This window comes from Pseudoalteromonas sp. OF7H-1 (assembly GCF_022347825.1).
Lineage (GTDB): Bacteria > Pseudomonadota > Gammaproteobacteria > Enterobacterales > Alteromonadaceae > Pseudoalteromonas > Pseudoalteromonas maricaloris.
Window position 1 is genome coordinate 184,717 of record NZ_JAKRFX010000010.1, and the last position, 19,879, is coordinate 204,595.

Sequence of the window (19,879 nt, forward strand, 5' to 3'; positions counted from 1 at the left end):
ACTGTGAAAAAGATATATTTGAGAAGAGCGCACTGTTATGCGCTTCTATTACTATTAACGGCAGGTCCGGCAAGTGCAGCTCAACTCACTGACACCTGTAAATCCTCAGCCCCATTTACTGGAAGAGAAATTGTCAATAAGCAACCTATTTGCCTTCCGAGTGGCACTCGAACTTACTTAAGTATTCCAGGTACAAATAGTGTAAATAGTTTGGCAATTACCACTGGACATGGCTCAGGAAATCTTAATTTATATTCAAAAAATGGGGGGTGGCCAAAACTGGACGGTAGCGATCCAAATTCAAAAAGAAACGGTAATAGCGAATGTATCGTGCTTAAGAACTTAAACCAATATTGGACTTACATAACGTTAGATGGGACCAGTCAAGGTGCCTCATTGGTCGTTGATTTAGGTGCAACCTCATGCCGTAACTTAGGTTCTACTCCACCACCTGGAGATAATGATGGTTATCCTTTAAATTATGCCAACATCAAAGTGTTTAGATTTCAATTTAGCGATGCGCAACTTAACTGGAATTCAATGCAGCGTGATTTAGCTGACGCTGCAGCATATTACACGGACCAATCTTACGGTAAATTTAACCTCACATATGATACATCGGTGCCAATAATTAATATTAATCGACCCAAAAGTGACTTTGACAGTGACTTTCACGGTTGGACAGCTGAATGGAAGAAGCATGTTAAAGCAAACGGCGTTGACCCAGAAAACCCTGGAACTGGTAATGTGGTAATGATGGTTGCCCCTCAAGTTGGTAACTTCAATTCCAGCGCTGCTCCTCCTTCAATCAGTTTATATCACCACACATCAGGCGTGGTGGCACATGAGTTAGGACATGCACTAGGGCTACGTCATGCTAAAGCGCTAGAAGCTGGCCCTGGTAGAGTAATTGGCGATCATGATTATGCAAAGGAAAGTTTAAACTATGGTAACGTATATAGCATGATGGGAATGGGCGCTCATTCTTTAGAAGAATATAACTTACTGTACAAAAAGTATTTCGGTTGGATAAGCGGATCAGAAGTCCCACTCATTACCTCATCGGGAACATATCGCATTTATGCATTTGACCACGGACGCAATGATCAAGGATATATCGGATTAAAGCTGAAGTCAGGTAACGGCTTATATACGTATTGGTTAGAGTACAGAACTACAAATGCGCGATATCCAAATACCAAAAACGGCATACTCATCAATTTAGAGGGCTACTTCGAAAATGAGCAAGACCCACGCTTTTGGAAAACGACCTCTTACCTCTTAGATATGACCCCAGGGTCAAAAACACCAGGCTGGTGGGGTGACGACCAAACCGATTCGGAGCTAACAATCGGAAATTCATATACCGATCACTGGGGAGGATTCAAAATCACCCCGACATCAAAGGGCGGAGCAGAAAATAGCGCTACCGCATGGATAGAAATAAAAGTAGAACTACTTTAATGGAGTAAGTAACGATGGCTATCGTTTGAGGATGATTGCCATCGCTATACCTCTGAGTGAATTTATTTATAGCAGATCTTATTACGGATCTATATATATCATATCAATGACCTCAGCCATTATATTTTTTCTTTCTCTAACATTGCGCTTATTTAACTTTCTTCCTTCACCGACTCTATCACTGGCTACAGCAACGAGCATATAAAGCGCTTTACTATGTTCTGCAACCGATTCTCTTCGTATCATTTGAGGCACTTTGGGAATATACTGCGACTTGATGTCTGCAAAGTGCGCAAACACTGAAACCAAATCTTCCTGCTTTGGGTAGCTCTTATCTGCGCACCAACACACTAGAGTAACATTAAGATTTTTTGAATAAAAATGCCCCCAATTTAGTTCAATATTTTGGGCTTTTAATAATGGATGAACCAAGTGTAAGGAAACTCCATCTACAAGTAGTTTTACTAAGTAAAACGAATCTAGTTGCAACTGATTGTCGACGATAAATGAGTCTATCGCTTTTCCTTCTTTATCTATTAATTCAACTAAAACTCCTGAATAAGCCCGATCAGACGTTAAATATATCTTAAAGGGCACCAGTAGGCTGGCACCAATCAGTGCACAGCCAATGAGCAGCGCTATAGCTAATTTCCTAAAAGGACGCTCCAATTTCATTTCCTTTATCTTGGGTTCACTTCAAAAATAACTGGATAGTCAAGTAGAGCATTATCAGCCCCATCTTTCAAAGTGATAACTACATTGATTTCTGCCCCAGATATTTGATTTTGCGTAGTTAAGTTATAACTCATTCTTATTGTCTCACTGTCAACAAAAGACGCCCCCGTAGTATCAATTTTCACACCAGCAGGCATATTCGAAAACTGACTAAACAAATTTCGTACCTGCGACATCACATTTTGAGAGGCCGATACATTTACAGTAACAGGAACGGACTGTCCCGCAGCAACATTAACAATAACCCTAGGTGTGCTGCCATCTACACTGATCGGAATGATTTTACTTTGATGTTGTCCTTCGAACTCAGCAACTATCATGATTTGATGTTGACCATCGCTAAGCTCTAAACGCTTGGTGAAAGTCCCGTCATTTTGTATATCTGTGTTTTCGTTATTTACTCTTACTAATGCATCTACTTGATTGACACGACCCATGATAGTTACAGAGTTTGAGTTAATTATTGAGTTTGGCTCTGGAGAAATAATCTCAAGGTCTAACTGTTCAGGGTTATCGTCTTGAACAACCAATATAAGATCTACGATTTCAGAACTAATCGTCGCATTAGATGAATCCTTTAGAGTCAAAGTTAACTCAATCGGGTATCGATCAATTGCAGCATTCTGTGAAGCACTATATTGATAATCGAACCCAATTCCTGAGCGTGTACCATAGACTCTAAGTATCTGAAAGTTTGTCCCATAAGGTCTTAATGACAAACTATATGAATATCTTCTGACTAATGCTCTTTGTTCACTTGTTAAGGGCACCTCATAAGTTATAACTTCACTCACGCCACCTTGTATTAGTTCAATATATTCAGATTGAGAACTCGCACGAACTTTTAGCATCAAATACTTTTCTACCAGTTTGCCATTACGTTCAGCTTTGATTTGCAAACGGTGCTCACCAGAATCCAAATTTAAAGTTACCGAAAATGCCCCTATGGAATCTACATCGGCAAGCTTTCCATCGACTGTAACTTTTGCGTCTGCATGAGACACTTGACCATTAATAGTTACTTCCCCTTTGTCAAACTCAGCCCCTTCAACTGGACTAAATATTTCAAATGATAGTGGCTGAGGTAATACTTCAAAACTGACGCTTTTACGGACAGATTTATAACCATTAGTCGCATCGATGAAAACTTGATGTTTACCTTCTGCAAACTTGATTCGCTTATAGAACTCTCCTTGAGCATCAACAGTAGCCTGATGCCCTTGAATAATCACAGATGCCAGAGGGTCGCTAATACTGCCTTTAAATAACACTTCTGATTGCGAATAACCCTCCTGTTCAGTAGGAGATTGCATATTTAGTATGAGCTCATCCGTATCAACACTTACAATAATCGTTTTATTCACGTGTTGCTCAGCCGTTGAGGCGCGAACCACTATTTGATTAATACCTTCACTCAATAATAGTGTATGTGAGAAATCTCCATGTTCAGTGAGAACCACACTTTGCTCATTAATATCTAAGGTAGCCTCCGGATCGTTAACCTTTCCACGTACTTGAAATTCATTTGTACCTATTTTCTGTTCTTGCCTTAGATTGTCAAAACTGACTTGGAGCCTTGCTATCCCTACATACAAAAAGATATTCAAGAAATGTGTATGTACTGTGTTACCACTAGCATCAAGCAAATCGATTGCTACGGGTATTGTATACATACCTGGACGTGTCGATTGGCCTACATACACGTGATAATCAAACACTATAGTATCTGCAGGTGAACCCAACAGTTTCTTATAAGTAAAATTGACCTGAACCCCATGTGGGAGTGGGTCCATAAAAGAAGTTCGATAACGGTTTAACTGTGATATCACATCACTTGTTGTTTTCAACTGCCACTCTTTTTGAGCAGGATCATCAATTCTAACTTCAAGGTGGGATTCATCCGCAACAACTCTGTTGACTACTAGTAGTTTTTTACTCTCTCCAAACTTATTCGTAGCAACGATCTGTATCATATTTTCCCCTTGGTTTAGATAGTATTCCAACTCGAAATCTCCTACCTGAGAGTCGACCGAAATAGGGGTTCCATTGATTGTCAGTTGGGCATTCTTATCGTCCACCGAGCCGTGAATTAATATCTTTTCGGACATTGTATTTAACTCAGCCTCGTTAGGAGAGTCTAGCTTTAATGTTGGACTGCCAAAAGCAACGGAAAAGTTAACAACCTTTTGTGTTGACCCTGCGTCGTTAATGGCTTCCACTACGATTTGGTGGTCACCAACTCTATACTCTGAGGTATATAAAAAGTTACCATCCTTGCGAAGAGTCACCTCTACACCATCAACCAGTACCTTATTAACCGGAATTGAAACATCTATTATCCCGTCTATTGTTACAGGCTTAGCTCCCTCGTTAAATACTTTAAATAACTCATTTTGCCTAGGAGTGCCTATCTCAAAGGCCGGTTTCGGCATCGCCTTACGCTTAAATACGACTGTTTTTTCAGACACGTTATCATTTAAAGTAGAGTGTGCGGTTATCTTTACCTCGTTATCACCTAGCTCTAAAGGTAGGTCCAAATAATGATAAGAATCGAAATCTGATATAACACTCACATAACCACCTTCTCCTATAAAATACCTTTTCGCAGGAAGGCCATTGATATAGACATCAGCAAGTTTGTCATTATTAGTATCAACTTTTACCCTAACCACTGAGAAATATGTTTCTCCTCCGTCCATCGGCTCTTTTAAAGTAATATCAGGAACAGAATCAGACGTACCCAAAACATCAACATAACTTAAATAGTTCCGACTATTTGTTATGGGAGATCTGTTATCTGGCAAATTGACATAATGATTTACTCGCTTCTTCCCTGTGGTAGCACCACCCTCATTAGTTTTTAGCCCAACAATGACTTTTCCAATATAAATCCCGTCTATATTACTTTGATTGGAATCCATTTGAACAAGTGACTTCATATTAATTTCAGAATGATTTCTTTCAACTCGATCTCGAGAGAAAACATATTCAGGCTCATTAAATGTAATAATTTCATCTCTTGGATAGCTATAAAGATCTTGACCAGCAACTAAAGTATACTTATAAGGTTCAAAATTAAGACTAAAACGCTTACCAACCTGAACCCCACTAGCATTACTAACCATTATTTCATAATTCCCCAACAGAGAATCAACTCTCCCCCCCATCAGAAAGTATTCATTTACATCATTATTTAAAACCTGTCTTTTTATTTTTAACGGCTTACCATTCAAAGTAGCTTTTTCAGGAATAAAATTCACTACAGATGCTAACACCGATGTACTCGTTGACCGTACAATGCCATTATCTCTATGGCTCCATAGAATTATTTTTGGCTCCTCATTTATTTCAATAAATTCGGATAAATAATGTATTGATTGGTAATATATTTGCTCGCCTGCATCATCAAACACTCGGATCGTTGATGCATCATCAACTAACTCGCCTCGCGTCACTAATATTTGGTATATTTCATAAGGAAACTCTAAAATGATCGTTCGCTGACCCAGTTCGTCTACACCGAGATCATCTACTATAGTCCCCTCATCTATTCTGCCATAGGCTCCATTTGTAGTTCCTTTACTTGCAGGAGTAGGAGCCTGAAATAAGCCAGACTCTAAGCTTCTAGTCCAACCTAATGCAAACCTAAAACGTTTAGCTTTTGAATATAGTGCTTCGTCTATTTTTAGCGGTAACCTGATAGTATCTGGGGTAAGTACTTTTAAATCAAAAGCGTATTTCTCATATCGCAAAACTCTCGTTAGCTTTTGAATTGAGCCATCCTTAAATTCAAGTTCGGTTAAGACTGTATTTTTTCCTTCTTTCAACCCACTTTCAAATGTGAAATCAAACTGAACAGAATTTTCATCTATAGCTTCTACCCACGAACCATTATTAAACCTAGCTCTTTTTAACCCAGATGAAGTTGATACTTTTATGGAAGGCCATGCGGTATGAATTATTTCCCTATCAAGTAGGTTTGAATACTTGGCTGTATAAGTGCGTTTATTTACTTTAAGTTTATATACGCTAACTCTTCCTTCATACTCTGCATTGATCGTAATCCAATTTTCTTCTTCGGTAATAGGGATATCTACGGAAAAACGACCATCCTCCAGTGCGACAGTTCGACCATTCACCGATAGCAAAGCATTGGGTTCAGAAACTGAGCCTGATAATACGATATTATTAGATGAAACATGTTGGTCATGGCTATGTGAAAATACCTTAATTTGGGGGTATTCATCTGGATAATAGTCTAGTCGATATATTTCGGTGCTAAGTACTCCATTTCGGCTGAGCTCAAACTCCAAATAATTTCGACCGGGTTCAAGGTTAACAGGAATATCAAAAAAACCTTCCTGAATATCTATATTTTTACCTTGATACTTTAGTGTTTCCGCAGCAATTACATAACCTTGATATCTAGTATTAGGTGAACTTTCCACTTCACCATCTTGGTGTGAGGTAACTACCATAGCGGCGCCGCCATTAGGCTTAACCAAAGTCAGCTGAATCCAAGCTTCTTCAGTGTAATTAGCCTTAATGAATGCATTTTTCAAAGTCATGGGAACACTAAATTGATAAACACCGTATGTAGGATCACTACCAATAGACTCAAACTTAATCCCCAAACTTGGATTCATTGAGGGATCATTATCTGTGATACTTGCTTTAAACCCATAAGTAGATAACTTTGGATAGGCGTTATCTCTGGAGGCCTTGCTCGCAAATACCTGCTTACCGTCGAAGTCAACTGTTATATATTCAGGAAGTGTGATCAACCATTTATTACTTACTTTGAAGCTTTGAAATAGCTCAATTTCTTCGACGCTTCCTGCTGGTAAAGTAAGTAGACGAGGTTCAGCTCGCAAATTTATCATTTTCTCAGCCGTTACACCGAACTTACCATACGCAACAATTTTTAGTTTATTTTCACCAGCAGACAGTGGTACAGGAAATACAGTGAACAGGTCACCATTTAATACCCCTTCAACCCCATTAACTACAATGCGCTCTGCTCCCTCTTGCTTTCCTGCTACCGTGACAGATTTGGCATAAAGAAGCTGCCCATCTGTTTGGGAAGTGATATCAAATAAAGGTGGTTTTGCATATTTCACTGAGAACTCTAAATAAATGGTACCTCCATTTGCGTCTCTTCCCTTTAATACAATACTGTTTTCACCTTCTGTTAATTTAAAATCATTCAGTCTAAAACTTCCATCACGGATCTGAACCGCTTCTCCATTAATTAGAAGTACTCCAGATTGAGTATCAATAAACCCAAAAATATCGATCTTCGACGATGAGACAATTCTGATATCTTCGATATTTGTTAATGTAACCCCATGCTCACTTCTTGGTGGAAATTTTAATGTAAAGGGTGAGGTAACTTGCAATTTAAAACCCTGAGTAGCCAATAAAGGAAAGTCCGTTCCAGACAACTCGCCATTCACGAACTTAGCGGTTTGATATAAACCAGTGTCAGAGTTCACACCTGTAATAGAATCTAGTTTCCCTTCTCCGTACTTCTCCAATAACCCAAAGGCAGATTGACCGTTCCTTATACAAGGTAAGGCGGTAAAGTTAATACCAAATTGAAGCGCGATGGAACTACAACTAGAGCTTTCTGTAATTGGAATAATGTTCGATTCAACAGCATCAATAATAACAGCTTGCATCAGCTCTAAAGTAAAATCATCACCTACCCAGCTTTCACCATCGTATGTGTATTCAGCCGTAACTTCGCCATCTATACCAAGAGTAGAGACGCCTTGAACTTTTGCACTACCACCCAACCGTCTCACCAGTTCAGACGCTCGCGGGAGATCTAATAGTTCGGTGGGGTAGTATGTATAATTTCTACCTTTAACTAGCTTAATATTTGGAACAAGAAGTCCAGTACCTTGCGTAGATTCTTGTTGATTACTAAATCCATCGTTATCGAAATCTGCATCTCCATCTGAAACGGAATTAGACCATGAATACGCATTTCTCGGATCTGTATACAACTCGTTTATTTCTACATCATTCGTAAGGCCGTCACCATCTATATCTTCGTCACAAGCATCCCCAAACTCATCACCATCGATGTTTTCTTGTAATTCATTATGGATTAGTGGGCAATTATCATTCGCATTTGATACTCCATCACCATCTAGATCTTGAGTTGATATATCGCAAGCATCCCCTTTCCCATCCTCATCAACATCAGACTGATCTTTATTAGGAACGAATTGACAATTATCAAGAGAAACAAATGCGCTTCCAGATAACAATAGGTTCATCAACGAAGCGTGATCTTGTGCGCTGTAAGATTTATAAGCAGAGCCATCATTAGAGGAGGCAAACTGAACAGCTCCCCTCTCTGGTGTATGGCTAGGAATGCGTATATATGAAACACCATCTTCGGTAGTAAGCTTCAATTGGCTGTTAGGTTGATTCACCACAACACACTCACAATTATATGGGTCAATAGTTGTAATCAACTGGCCAATCATCTTTTTACTTTCTTCAGTTAACTCAAATTCAGTATACCTATGAAGCGATAGATCAAACTCTCCCAGTAAAACTTGTTGATTAGAATCAATGGACTGTTTTACAAAGTAAAGCTTTGAAGATTGGCTCTTTGAATACTCTAAGTTAACACTTTCTACTTTATAAAGGCGTTGTAATAGCAAAGCTTGATTTGAAGGCTCTCCCAATTGTTGATAGTCCAGCACAGTGTCGTTGTCATCATCGTCGTCACACAGATCTCCTAGCCCATCGGTATCATTGTCCCTTTGATCTTCATTTGATACTAATGGGCAATTATCTATAACGTCACCGACTGAATCACCATCGCTATCTTCTTGACCTGAGTTCGGTACTAGAGGCGCATTATCGTTGTAATCTTTGATTCCGTCATTATCATCATCGTCATCACATGCATCACCTTGTTCATCATCATCTGTATTTATTTGACTCGGGTTTGGCAATGCTGGGCAGTTATCATCCTTGTCAGCAATACCATCCTTGTCTGCGTCTGCATAAGGAGGGTGCACTTTGTCATCTTTGGGATCAAACCCCCCCTTTATCTCGTCACTATCAGAGAATCCGTCACCATCCGTGTCTGTTGCAAGTGCATCAGTCTTGTAAACAGTCAACTCTTGGTAATCCGATAAGCCATCATTATCACTGTCACTATTGGTTGCCGATGTACCTGTAACCTTGACTTCTTGATAATCACTTATCCCATCACCGTCTGTATCACCTACGCTCGAACTTGTACCCAACTGGAATTCTTCAATATTCGATAATCCATCGTTGTCTAAATCATCTAACGAATCATCAACGTTAATATTTAAACCATTTACCTTCTCATACCAATCAGGAATACCGTCACCGTCAGTATCCTTATTATCATTCACAGATATAATGCTTGCTAATATTTGCAGTCGACCTGATTGTGAGTTATCAGCTAACTTAACTTGATTATTGTCTAAACCGCGCACTGAATGACCAATAATATTTACATTGGTACTTAGCTGGCTAATATGTGTTTCACCGTCTGAAAGGTTTGATAAGCTCACCGCAGCCATATTGTCAGGCAAAGAGTCTCCCACAATATGTGACAGCGGGTATTTGGCATTAGGGAAATAGAAGTAAACAAGGTTTCCAACCGCATTATCAGCCGTTTTATCTTCGATATATGCAGCGACAGTGTCATTTAAGACAACCCCCTCTTTTGCCATTGTCTTTACTGAAAATAATGCGCCAGACTCAGGTACTAGCTTTACATTACCATTACTATCCTCTTGACGTATCTGGTAATAGTAATAGGTATTTTCGGATAGTCCTTTAACCCGAGTCCTAAATAACCCCATTGCCGTCATTTTATTTTTGATTACTTTATCATCAGTGTAAGTAAACTGTGCTTCACGTGTAGTAGAAGAGACTGGGTGAGTGCCTTTCGGATCTAAATACACATTGACAGTGCCTCGACTTTCCGCAGGTGCAGACCACGCGACAATAAAAGATCGAGTATTCACATCAGAATGTAGTACGCTAGATGGGTGTACTTCTAGTGCCATAGCAGAGATGCTGCTAATAAAATAAAATAAAATTATAATTATCGATTTAAATCTCATTGTATCCCTACTCTTGGCATTTAATTGACGTTGGGTAAGTAAATGTGCAACTTGCTTCAGCAGCGCTATTGCCTGATGCATCAGATATGCTCAATTTAAATGTATTACTCCCCTTATTAAGCTCTGAGGCCTTTGGTGAATAGATAAGCTGCATGTGCTCTGGCTTTAGGTGCAAAACTTCCTCTGTTATGACGCCAATTTGATGGTGGTCTAGCCATAGCTGAGCAAAGTTAGGTGACTGATTTAATTGAATAGAGTCTTGTAAATTACTTGCATTAATAACCGTTCCATTCGGCATAGTGATATTGAGCATTTGAAGGTCTATACCACTAACATTTCCAATTCCCGGATAGCTGGATAGATCGTCACTACCGCTTGAAAAGGGATCTTCTATAACGAATGAGAGCTGTATTGGCTTAGGATAAATTGTTGCGTAACCAGTTAAGTCTTTATAGTACGTTTCTCTAACGATTCCCCATCGAGTATCATACGTATCACCCACGAAAATACCGTGTCTGTATTCTGGAATTACAGCTTTAACAAAAACGGGCTGGTTTGCATAGAAATCACCGACGTTTGTTACTTTAACCTTCCCAGCGCGGTGAGCATAATAATGAACTTGGTCTTCACCTCGGCATTGCCAAATATCTTTATCCTCTTTACAGACTAATTTACTATCTATGACCTCCATTTCTGTACCTTCATCAGCATAATTAAGCACTGAAAAGTGAATATCATCGGCCTTTTGATGAGTCGGCATAACTTTTGTAAAGTCTTTAATTCTAGTGATATCATCCCTTGCATATGCGCTCTTAGGCCCTTCCCAGCGATATCCTTCTCCGGTTAGTTTCCACTCCATTACATCATTCCACATCGCCTTTTCCCCTGTGAGTGGTTCTGATTGTGAGTTACGCATAAATCCATGTGGCTTGAAGCTTATTTCTTCCTCCAAAGGCTGCCCCACAATAGCTGTTATTCTCCGGTCAGATTTTTGGGTAAGTAAAATAGGCCCCATATCAATATCTAATTTGTACTTTAGTGCCTTAGAGCCTATTTGAAGGTTGATGACATAAGTTTCTGCTAAGCCTTGAGTATCTTTATTACCAAACTCATCTATTGTTGGAATGGCCTCACTCATCTTTATATCAGCTAACCAAATACCACGGTTATTCGTTCGAAATCCATTTATTGGTACGCCCTGTATGTCACCAGGTAAAATTTCAATTCCCGAGTCTGGAGTTGGAGAAATAACCTTTACCTCAGCATCACTGACAGGATTACCATAAGCATCTTTTGCTATTAATCCTAATGCGTTAAAACTTTGTGTATACATAGTTCCTTGGAGATCAGTTAAACTACTAGAAATTACGCGGCTAATGGCACCAGCTTTTGCTTCAGCTGTAAAAATAACGGGGGCGGATTGACCTGGAATAGCCATCATCGCGATTTGAGGGATTTTTACCAATGAATTTGATATGTCGCTATTGCCTCCATTAACATATAACTTATCGCCAAGCTTATGATAAACCTCTATTTTCCCGTTTTCATCGGTATCAACCTGTAAAGTTCGTTTAGTAGTAGAAGACGCACTTTTTCCTAACTTACCTTCTCCTGAAACGATCAACCAATCCACTCTCAAGTCTTTAATACCATTTCCTTGAGCATCTAAAAAAGTTACAGCCCAAGGATCCGGAAGCACCTCTCCAACAGGGCATTGACTTCCACAATTCTGTTCTGTTTTCTCTATATTTATTTTTGCCACCGGTGCAGAAATAACTTTTACAGTCAAAAGGATAGGTTCAATATCAGGTATTCCAGGAACACTTACTCTTAGTTGAAAATCCTCAACTAGATTTGGAGCTGCAACTTTAACTGCGACCATGCCATAGCTATCAGATTTTAATGACTCTAGTTGCGTATCGGTGAGCCCTGCTTTAGCGGCAGCGGGACTTGGAGCACTCTCATTCTTTTTTAATGAGTTACGTTTAATAACTTGAAGCTTTTTAGCCTCTTCAGACGCGATACTTTTTTGCGTCAAAACCACATCAGCATTTGCTACAGGTTGTCCCCTTTTATCTGTAATTAGCAATAATATTGGTTCAGCAAGCTCAGTCCCCTTTACTGCAGTCTGACCCTCACCTAGAAGCACAGACGTTTTAGCCGAACCAGTTGGCGCATCAATATCAATAGAAAGCTGATATGCACTCACCATTTCAGATGAAATAACGAGTGTATAAATCCCTGTGGCCTCAATTTCAAAGTTTTGTACCGCTATATAGGTGCCTCCTACACTAGCTTTTCGATGCAGAAGCATTCCTCCATTTGGGTTTAACATTTGGAGACCGAGCTTTGCTCTACTCTGCAGTGGGAGTAATTGAATATTAACTTTTGAACCTGCTAATGCTACAAATGTATAAACGTCTTGTTCGCCTAAGGCGTCAATTCCTCCTCTTACTTTCATTCCAGAGAGCAACTGTGTTAAAGACTCACTGTTTTCCAATACTTGATTGGGCATGATACTTAATGTAGCTTCATTACTTTTTAGTCCATTTACTGTCACTGACAGCATATACTCCCCGGCTTCTATATCGTTTGGAATTTGAACAAGTAATGAGTTATGGGATGCGTTTTGGACTGCTAGTCTTTTGTTACCGGCCAAAACGATATTTTCACCGACTTCGGCCGTAAAACCTTCTCCGGATATTAATACATAACCACGTGGTAGCGTTACGCCTGGAGAAATATAGTTGATAGTTGGCGCTGAAATTTCCTGCTTTGATAGCTGAAAAGTTCCACTATCTACCAACATACGAACTTCTAAAGCTACTCCATGTGGCAAATCAAATCTATCACCAACAATTACTCCTCCCTCATATCGAGCTTCTCGATATGCTTTGGTATTAGAGTCATAGTATCTGATACTCTCAACCGTTTCAGAACTGCCGATTGCTTCTAACATTTGATAAGAATCAAAATCACTTGGAGGGCAAGTGATAGAAACCAAATTTAACCCTTTTTTCAAGGGAAATTGGTGACAATAGGTGCCACCAGGAAATACCAGTTCACCATCACTTTCACTGGCTATTAGGTAACCTTCCCCTGATTGAATGTCAAATTCTACACCTTGTGGCTGGCCATCAAGCATGAAAGCAAACTCGAAACCGCCAGTTTCAGTATTAAAGCGTTCTATTCTATTTACTTCAATAAACTGAGAAACTTGACTTAATAAATCATAAGACGTTAGACCAAAAGGCACTAATTGAGGATAGCCGAAGTAATTCAACCCTTTTTTTAAAGGAAATTTAAATTCACTTGTGGCCTTTTGGTTTATATAAAAATTGATATCTGAGATTTCAATACCCGCAGTAACATCAAATAACAGAGGCTCTTCAACCCCTTCTTCATACGAAGATTCCTTAGGGTCATAATACTCTCGTTCAAAGAACGTAGAGTCAGGGTTAGTCACCAGTATATTAAGCCGCTCAGCTTCCAAGCCAACATGTGAGGAATCCAGAGGCTCTATTTTTAAAAAATACTTCCCAATCGGTACAAATAAGTCGTATTGCCCATTGGTTAAACTGTAAGTACCAACAATTGACTCTTTGGTATCACTATTTACTGCAATAACATGCGCGCCAGTGATCGTTCTACCAGAGACACCATCAAGCACTTGACCAGAAATGCGTCCATAACGAGTTTTTGTGTCAGCGTTTCCCATATAACTTGCAAGCGTGCTGATATCATCTGCTTTTAGCAATGAACCTCGCTCAATATCCGTATCTTGAGTAGGGTACATAGTACTATATGGCAAAGAACTGTGAGCAAGCCCAATACAATGGCCTATCTCATGAAGTGCAACGTTATAGATAAGTTGATCAGAAAAGACCTTTGCACCGTCAAAAAAGATATCAGCGTCAAAGATAGTTCCAGCAGGATAAAACCCAAGTGGAATATCATTTATCCCATCACCATTTAAATCGGCATTATCGTCGGTGATCTCAAGCTCTTTGTTGATGCTTGTGGAGGAACAAACAGCCAATACAGGTTCTGGGAATTCATGTGCAGTGTTAGCGAATGAAATTACGTTATACCCATCAATATTTGGTCCCAGCGCACTACCTCGCCCTTTGCCAGTTTCAGGTGTGGTTCCGCCATAAGAGAATGTTACATTACTATCAGGTAAAGCTTGCCAAGTGGCAAAAGCTTCTCGTAACTTTTGTTCTAAAATATTAAACTCTAAGGGAGGATAGCCTGACTCGTTTAAACTCCATACGTAGGGCTGATTATTAGCATCCCACTTGACTGGAACAGGTTGATTTGAACTATCGAATTGCCAATTTGGACTTCCACCAAATGCCGGGAATATCACCAAAAATAGTAATAAGCAAATCCAGTTTGCGATTTTCATGATTTCAGATTCTTATTGTTTAGTTAATACAGTTTTGTCGTACAGCTAATTCACGCACATCTTGTTGATTCGCGTTATTAAACAAAGTGATAGCCTCTTTCAGAGATAAATCAATATCACATAGAGCTTCTAGCCTGTAGTCTTGAAATTTATCATTTTGCTTTACACGTAGTAACTTGACAGGGAAATCAATTAAATCCCGTTGATTATCCCACCATCCGATTACAAAAAAGAATTCGCTCAGAGGGCGTTCAATTTTTCTTGTTAAAAGAAGGTTTGCTAAATTGAAAATGCTATAACCTTGTTTTGCATCCACTGCAATTGGGTAAATACTAATGCCTGGTATCGACAGCATATATTTTCCATAGTCCAGTTCCCATTTAGGAGAATAGACAACTGGCATCTGACGACTTGATACCATTGTGGTATTTTCTGGTAAAGAAATTACCACTCCTTTGGTAGCCAACGTCTTGATCGTCATTTCAAATTCATTATGGCTAGAGTCAAGGCGAATATGCGACGCTGCATTATCAATAAAATCTATATTCAGTGGCTGAGAAAAAATAACTTCACTGCTGTGAGGTGTCACATTGAACTGTATATAATTTGGTTTTGATAATGCTGTAAAGCAACATAAATACATCAAAACAGCTATTATTTTACTTTTCATTTATTAACTTCCCCATATCCTTTTTGGGATCTATGCTCTTATTACTTGTCTGTTTATCTGTTTTTTTACTCTCAGCTTTGACGGCAATCGCTGAATGGTTCTTAATACTTTCAATACCAATGGCACCTAACGCAATAGCTGAAGCATCTACACGTGTTAACACAAACTTATTAGTGAAATTCACTGTATTTACTGCCTTATGCTTTAAGTGTATAACTTTGGCTGTTGGCTCTTTTCTTGGTTTTGTCAGATTCGCTATTCGAGCTAAAGGAGCGAGCGCTTCTTGACGATGTGGGATCTTTTGCGTTCGTTGATATGGCGCGACTCTCTTTTCACCCATTATGGCTTTCAAGGTTTCTATAGAGTCTGCTTCATTACCGTGCGCGCTACGTGTGTTAATAATCAACAGAGCAAGTAATAATGCCTTAGTTGTAATATTATTCATTTTCGTCCCTCTACACCGTATTTTTGCTTAAGCAGCTCTTTGATCCGCTTTTTTCCTTGAGCTAGAGTTAACGGTTCTTGCTCAAGCACAGCTTGGCTAGCTGCTGATGATTTGCTCTCTTGGCTACGTCCTAGGCTACTCACAGCAGGAGCCATATAACTTGTAACTTTCAATTGCTTAAATTTAGGCAGCGTAGCAGACTCTGAACCTATACCCTGAATAAATACCACCGAGTCAGCTCCACTGACTAAACGTTGCTCACCTAGTTCACTTTTTCTGGTGAAGTACAGAGCCTCTTCGCCCTCACGGAGTAAAATTTGATGTGAAATATGTTGTGTTACCTCCACATTTAACACTGGGTGCAAGGCTGTTCCTCCTAGCTGAGTGATTACAATCTCATTTCGTGCCGGTATATTTTTTGCGGACGCACTCAAATCATCTCGAACTAACACCTGATTGAGGGTAATAATTTGCCCATCTCTCCATTCGCTCCGCTTTGACATTACTTTTCCTTGTACAACTGTATCTGCAAGCTGTACCTGCTCTGATAATGACAAAGCTAAGCTAAACTCACTAAAAATAAGCAGCAAGCTTAGAAATATAACTTTAGAAAATGCCATTTCTTTACTCCTTCTTAGGTTCTGCGGTTATCTCTCCCGCTTTTACTTCAAGCCTAATTTCCGGTTTTGTAGTATCGAAGAGTAATACGTGATTTCGATCGATCCCCGGGTCATATGCAAATGCGCCGACTTTTTTAGCATAACTACCAAACATTTCTCCTGGTAAAGAAGTACCTGAATGCCAAGAGTATCGATTTTCGTTTTGAGAAAATTTCTCGTTATGGACTGTGTATTTTGGGCCAGTGCGAGTCACTACTCGTCTCGCAGGAGTGTTAGGTGTACTATCTAATAAGCTCCCCTCAGTAAGGCTATCAGTTGGGTTGCCTTCTTGATCTCTGTGGTTATTGAGGTCAGCAGCCTTAACCAATAACTGCACGCGACCATTTAGACCATCCCCAAATAAAGAACTCAATACCCCGGGACTCACCTTAACTTCCCAGCAGTTACCCGTTTGTCTAGTGGACGCCTTTACAACGGTGCAACCTGAAAACTGTCCATCGTTTAATACACTAAATTCCAAATCTTCGGTATTTAGCATGACGTCCTTGCCATTTTGAGAAAAGCCCAGAGCAAATGAGCTACCTTCGGTATTCGGATGGCGTATTGCTTCGTTAAATTTTAATCGAAGAGTAATATCCTCTTGGTGATTTAAAAAGCGCAAATGTGGAATTGTCTGTGCCTTATATCGTTCTGATATAAAATAAAATTTTTCTTTCGCATCGCGATGAAACCAAGGATTTTCGTCAAATAACGTAATGTCTCCATCCCGATTTATTTTTCCTTGCCACTTCATCCCATACTTTGCTTCTCCTCCTTGAACAACCTCAACTTGCTGCAAATAAGGAGGCAGGTTGGCAACGTCGTAAAAAAACTGACTATAGCCTGTTAAAAATTTCAAAGAATATGGGATAAGTACTTCAGCGTAACGCTCTAACAAACTATCACCGCTGAAGCAACGCTTTTGCTCTACAGAAGACTTAGTGCAAGTCTTAACTAAGGGGTTATCTTTAGAAAAAGGCTTTGTGATATCTTTCCTGATGAAGTTTGGTCTTAACAGAAGCTCACCAGGTTTTATTAACTTTCCATTGGAATTACTTTCGTAATCCACCCCTTTCATCGTCTGTTCAATATAGTAGAGTCCTTTAGGCCCACCGAATGCCGAGGCCTCCCACCAATCAGAGTCTAGACTATTGAAATATCCATTGAACTTAAACCGGTGCGCATTAAACTCGCCACTCTCCTCATCTAATTTCGCGGCCGCATGCATGATTTCATACTGAGGCAGACGTCGGCGAGATTTAAAGTTAAGTGCCAAACCACAAAGGTTTAATTTTGGGCGTTTATCTGATTCAAAATCAGCTAAGTCTCCAAAATAAAACATCATGCTTAGTTCACCGCCTCCGCACAGCTTGCCAGCTTTTTTAAAGGTTCTTTTAGTCGCGGCTCTATCGAAGAAGTAGTATTTTCCTTCTACCCGTAAGCTATATGGACTTTTATAACTTCTATCGTGCTCGTAAAATACCGAAAAGTCAGTTGGAAGATGTGCTTGAAACAACGGAACATTATATATGCCCTTTGCCATGGTGTTGGGATCGAGCAAATTATCTAAAGTATTTACATGAGATGGATCGCTTTTGCGCCCCCATATTTGGCCTGAATGAGTGATGAGTTTGCTTTCATTTGAATTAATGAACCATGTATCAACTACTTTTTCGCTTATAAATTCAAATATTTTACTGGGAATAAAGTGTGCTTCGTAATCATCAGGTTCGCCAAGAGCATCCCGAGCCAGAGTTAAATGAGCGTCACCATGTACATGAGCAATCGAACTCATATCTTCAGCATGATGCAGTGCGTGTCCAAACATCCACATTGCTTTTGCACCGCTTAATAACCGGCCATGCTGCTCCAAACTCCACTCTTCTGTGGGTGCCATCTCATAGAGGTCATCCAGGGTATTCAGATATCCCATTGTTAAAATTGCACTGTTAAAAAAGCGTCCAGCCGTAATCTCACTAGGTTCTAATGCACCGTATATATTAACCAAGCCATTTAGAACCAGTGGCCAGTCATTCATAGAAAGAGGAGCACCTGTGTAAGCATGTTGAAAATGCGACATTACTCGGCTCAGCGGCGTGTCCTCCATCACCACACCATCAAGTACATTTAAACTTTTCTTTCTAAAGGCCGGGTACTCAGGGCTAGCCTCGTCTTCGTCCATCTTTTTATCTTTCAATGTCTTGAATTGAGGGTCATATCCCCAAAGGTATGGATAAGGTTTGTTTAACGTAGCATTCTGCTGAGCAACACCTAGACGCTCTATTACATAGTCTGGATGAAGTTGATACAGTTGATAATATGCAGAGTGTTCTCCATCTAATTTCTCTAGTGATTTTCTGATAACTTCAGTAATTCTAGGATGAGTGGTATTGGTATCGTGAGCAAAACAAGGCCAATTGATAGCACTTATTAAAGCAACTACACCCAACTTTTTTTTATAGTCCATTATACTCGTATACTCTCGGTTTTTTAATTTGCTCTTGGCAGGTTACTGAATTCCAACAATCGGTTTCAGGATAGCGATAATATAACTCTTTAAATATCGGGTTATATTTCTCTCTCACCGCTTTTTGTATTTCTTTTGGAAGCACTGGTAAATAGTTGGTTTTTATGGAATAAATATGCTGTGATACCAAAGTTCCTAAACTGTATCTAGCCTCTTCAAAAAACGAACTCTGACGGTAATATTCTGAGCTATCCGGTGCGAGCTGCTCCATCGCCAAGCTCGCGCGCTCAGCCTCTTTTTCTATTCGAGCCAAAACTGTCTCCAGCGGAGCCACTTCAACTGCAAAGGGAATTGGGTCATCAGCTTTGCTTGGGGCAAAACCAGCACTCGAATAATTAATATGGTACATAGGATGGTACACTTCGAAGTGTATTAACGCATAAGCGTTAGGATATTTGAGATCTAAGTGCTCCCTTGGAAATAAAATCGGTTGGTTTGCATCGCCAATTCTTTCATAAAGATAGCCCATTCTATGTCCACTTCCCCCATGACCTCCATACTCAACATGCGCAGATTTAATTAAAAATGGCGCTTCAGGCTGTTTACCATCTTTGGTTGCTATTGTTACAACTATCGGGCCTCTGAAACCAAAGGACTTATCAAATGCACTACAGCCAGTGAGCGTTAGGACTAAAATACACAGAAAACTGTGACCAAACGTTAAATACTTTTTCATAAAGTAAACCATAAAATAATATATTAGATAGCCGTAATTACAGGATTATCTGAACTACCAGAAATTCTATCACCAAGAATACTAGCCAGTTGAGAGACTTCTTCGATCACAAAATTTCCATCCCATATAATTAATGTAAATTTTTAAAGCAACAACACTTACCTTT

Annotated in this window: 9 protein-coding genes; 1 reads left to right on the forward strand and 8 read right to left on the reverse strand. The window is 39.6% G+C overall.

Translation table 11 applies throughout. The annotated features are described in order from the left end of the window. Positions 1-3: 3 nt before the first annotated feature. Positions 4-1,464, forward strand: coding sequence for a pre-peptidase C-terminal domain-containing protein (locus MHN30_RS14200; protein WP_130166000.1), 1,461 nt, complete (start codon positions 4-6; stop codon positions 1,462-1,464). An 81-nt stretch (positions 1,465-1,545) separates the two neighbouring features. Here MHN30_RS14200 and MHN30_RS14205 read toward each other — a convergent pair whose 3' ends face one another. The 8 genes from MHN30_RS14205 to MHN30_RS14240 are packed head-to-tail and all read right to left on the reverse strand — an operon-like array spanning position 1,546 to position 19,713. After that, complete coding sequence (locus MHN30_RS14205; protein WP_130165999.1) at positions 1,546-2,139, reverse strand: hypothetical protein; 594 nt, start codon at positions 2,137-2,139, stop codon at positions 1,546-1,548. A 5-nt stretch (positions 2,140-2,144) separates the two neighbouring features. Continuing rightward, the gene (locus MHN30_RS14210; RefSeq protein WP_130165998.1) at positions 2,145-10,409 is read right to left on the reverse strand and encodes a thrombospondin type 3 repeat-containing protein; all 8,265 of its coding nucleotides are present in this window, start codon (positions 10,407-10,409) and stop codon (positions 2,145-2,147) included. Beyond that, on the reverse strand, positions 10,336-14,736 hold the full coding sequence (locus MHN30_RS14215) for a matrixin family metalloprotease (protein ID WP_130165997.1): 4,401 nt from the start codon (positions 14,734-14,736) through the stop codon (positions 10,336-10,338). Before MHN30_RS14215 ends, MHN30_RS14210 begins: the two co-directional genes overlap by 74 nt. Before the next feature lie 19 nt (positions 14,737-14,755). Beyond that, entirely contained in the window at positions 14,756-15,406 is a 651-nt protein-coding gene (locus tag MHN30_RS14220; RefSeq protein ID WP_130165996.1) for a hypothetical protein, read from the reverse strand. Beyond that, complete coding sequence (locus tag MHN30_RS14225) at positions 15,396-15,851, reverse strand: hypothetical protein (protein ID WP_128726253.1); 456 nt, start codon at positions 15,849-15,851, stop codon at positions 15,396-15,398. Before MHN30_RS14225 ends, MHN30_RS14220 begins: the two co-directional genes overlap by 11 nt. Further along, positions 15,848-16,471 carry a hypothetical protein gene (locus tag MHN30_RS14230; protein WP_130165995.1) on the reverse strand — a complete coding sequence of 208 codons (624 nt, stop codon included), beginning with the start codon at positions 16,469-16,471 and terminating at the stop codon, positions 15,848-15,850. The genes MHN30_RS14225 and MHN30_RS14230 overlap by 4 nt, the downstream gene beginning before the upstream one ends. A 4-nt stretch (positions 16,472-16,475) precedes the next feature. Continuing rightward, a complete protein-coding gene (locus MHN30_RS14235; RefSeq protein ID WP_239360090.1) occupies positions 16,476-18,977 on the reverse strand; it encodes a hypothetical protein in 2,502 nt (833 codons plus the stop codon). Next, positions 18,967-19,713, reverse strand: a complete 747-nt coding sequence (locus tag MHN30_RS14240; RefSeq protein ID WP_239360092.1) for a hypothetical protein — start codon at positions 19,711-19,713, stop codon at positions 18,967-18,969. The genes MHN30_RS14235 and MHN30_RS14240 overlap by 11 nt, the downstream gene beginning before the upstream one ends. Between the last annotated feature and the right edge of the window lie 166 nt (positions 19,714-19,879).

Bases quoted from the DNA above. Each gene is read 5' to 3' on its own strand.
- MHN30_RS14205 (WP_130165999.1), bottom strand. From the start codon at position 2,139: ATGAAATTGGAGCGTCCTTTTAGGAAATTAGCTATAGCGCTGCTCATT.
- MHN30_RS14210 (WP_130165998.1), bottom strand. From the start codon at position 10,409: ATGCATCAGGCAATAGCGCTGCTGAAGCAAGTTGCACATTTACTTACC.
- MHN30_RS14215 (WP_130165997.1), bottom strand. From the start codon at position 14,736: ATGAAAATCGCAAACTGGATTTGCTTATTACTATTTTTGGTGATATTC.
- MHN30_RS14220 (WP_130165996.1), bottom strand. From the start codon at position 15,406: ATGAAAAGTAAAATAATAGCTGTTTTGATGTATTTATGTTGCTTTACA.
- MHN30_RS14225 (WP_128726253.1), bottom strand. From the start codon at position 15,851: ATGAATAATATTACAACTAAGGCATTATTACTTGCTCTGTTGATTATT.
- MHN30_RS14230 (WP_130165995.1), bottom strand. From the start codon at position 16,471: ATGGCATTTTCTAAAGTTATATTTCTAAGCTTGCTGCTTATTTTTAGT.
- MHN30_RS14235 (WP_239360090.1), bottom strand. From the start codon at position 18,977: ATGGACTATAAAAAAAAGTTGGGTGTAGTTGCTTTAATAAGTGCTATC.
- MHN30_RS14240 (WP_239360092.1), bottom strand. From the start codon at position 19,713: ATGAAAAAGTATTTAACGTTTGGTCACAGTTTTCTGTGTATTTTAGTC.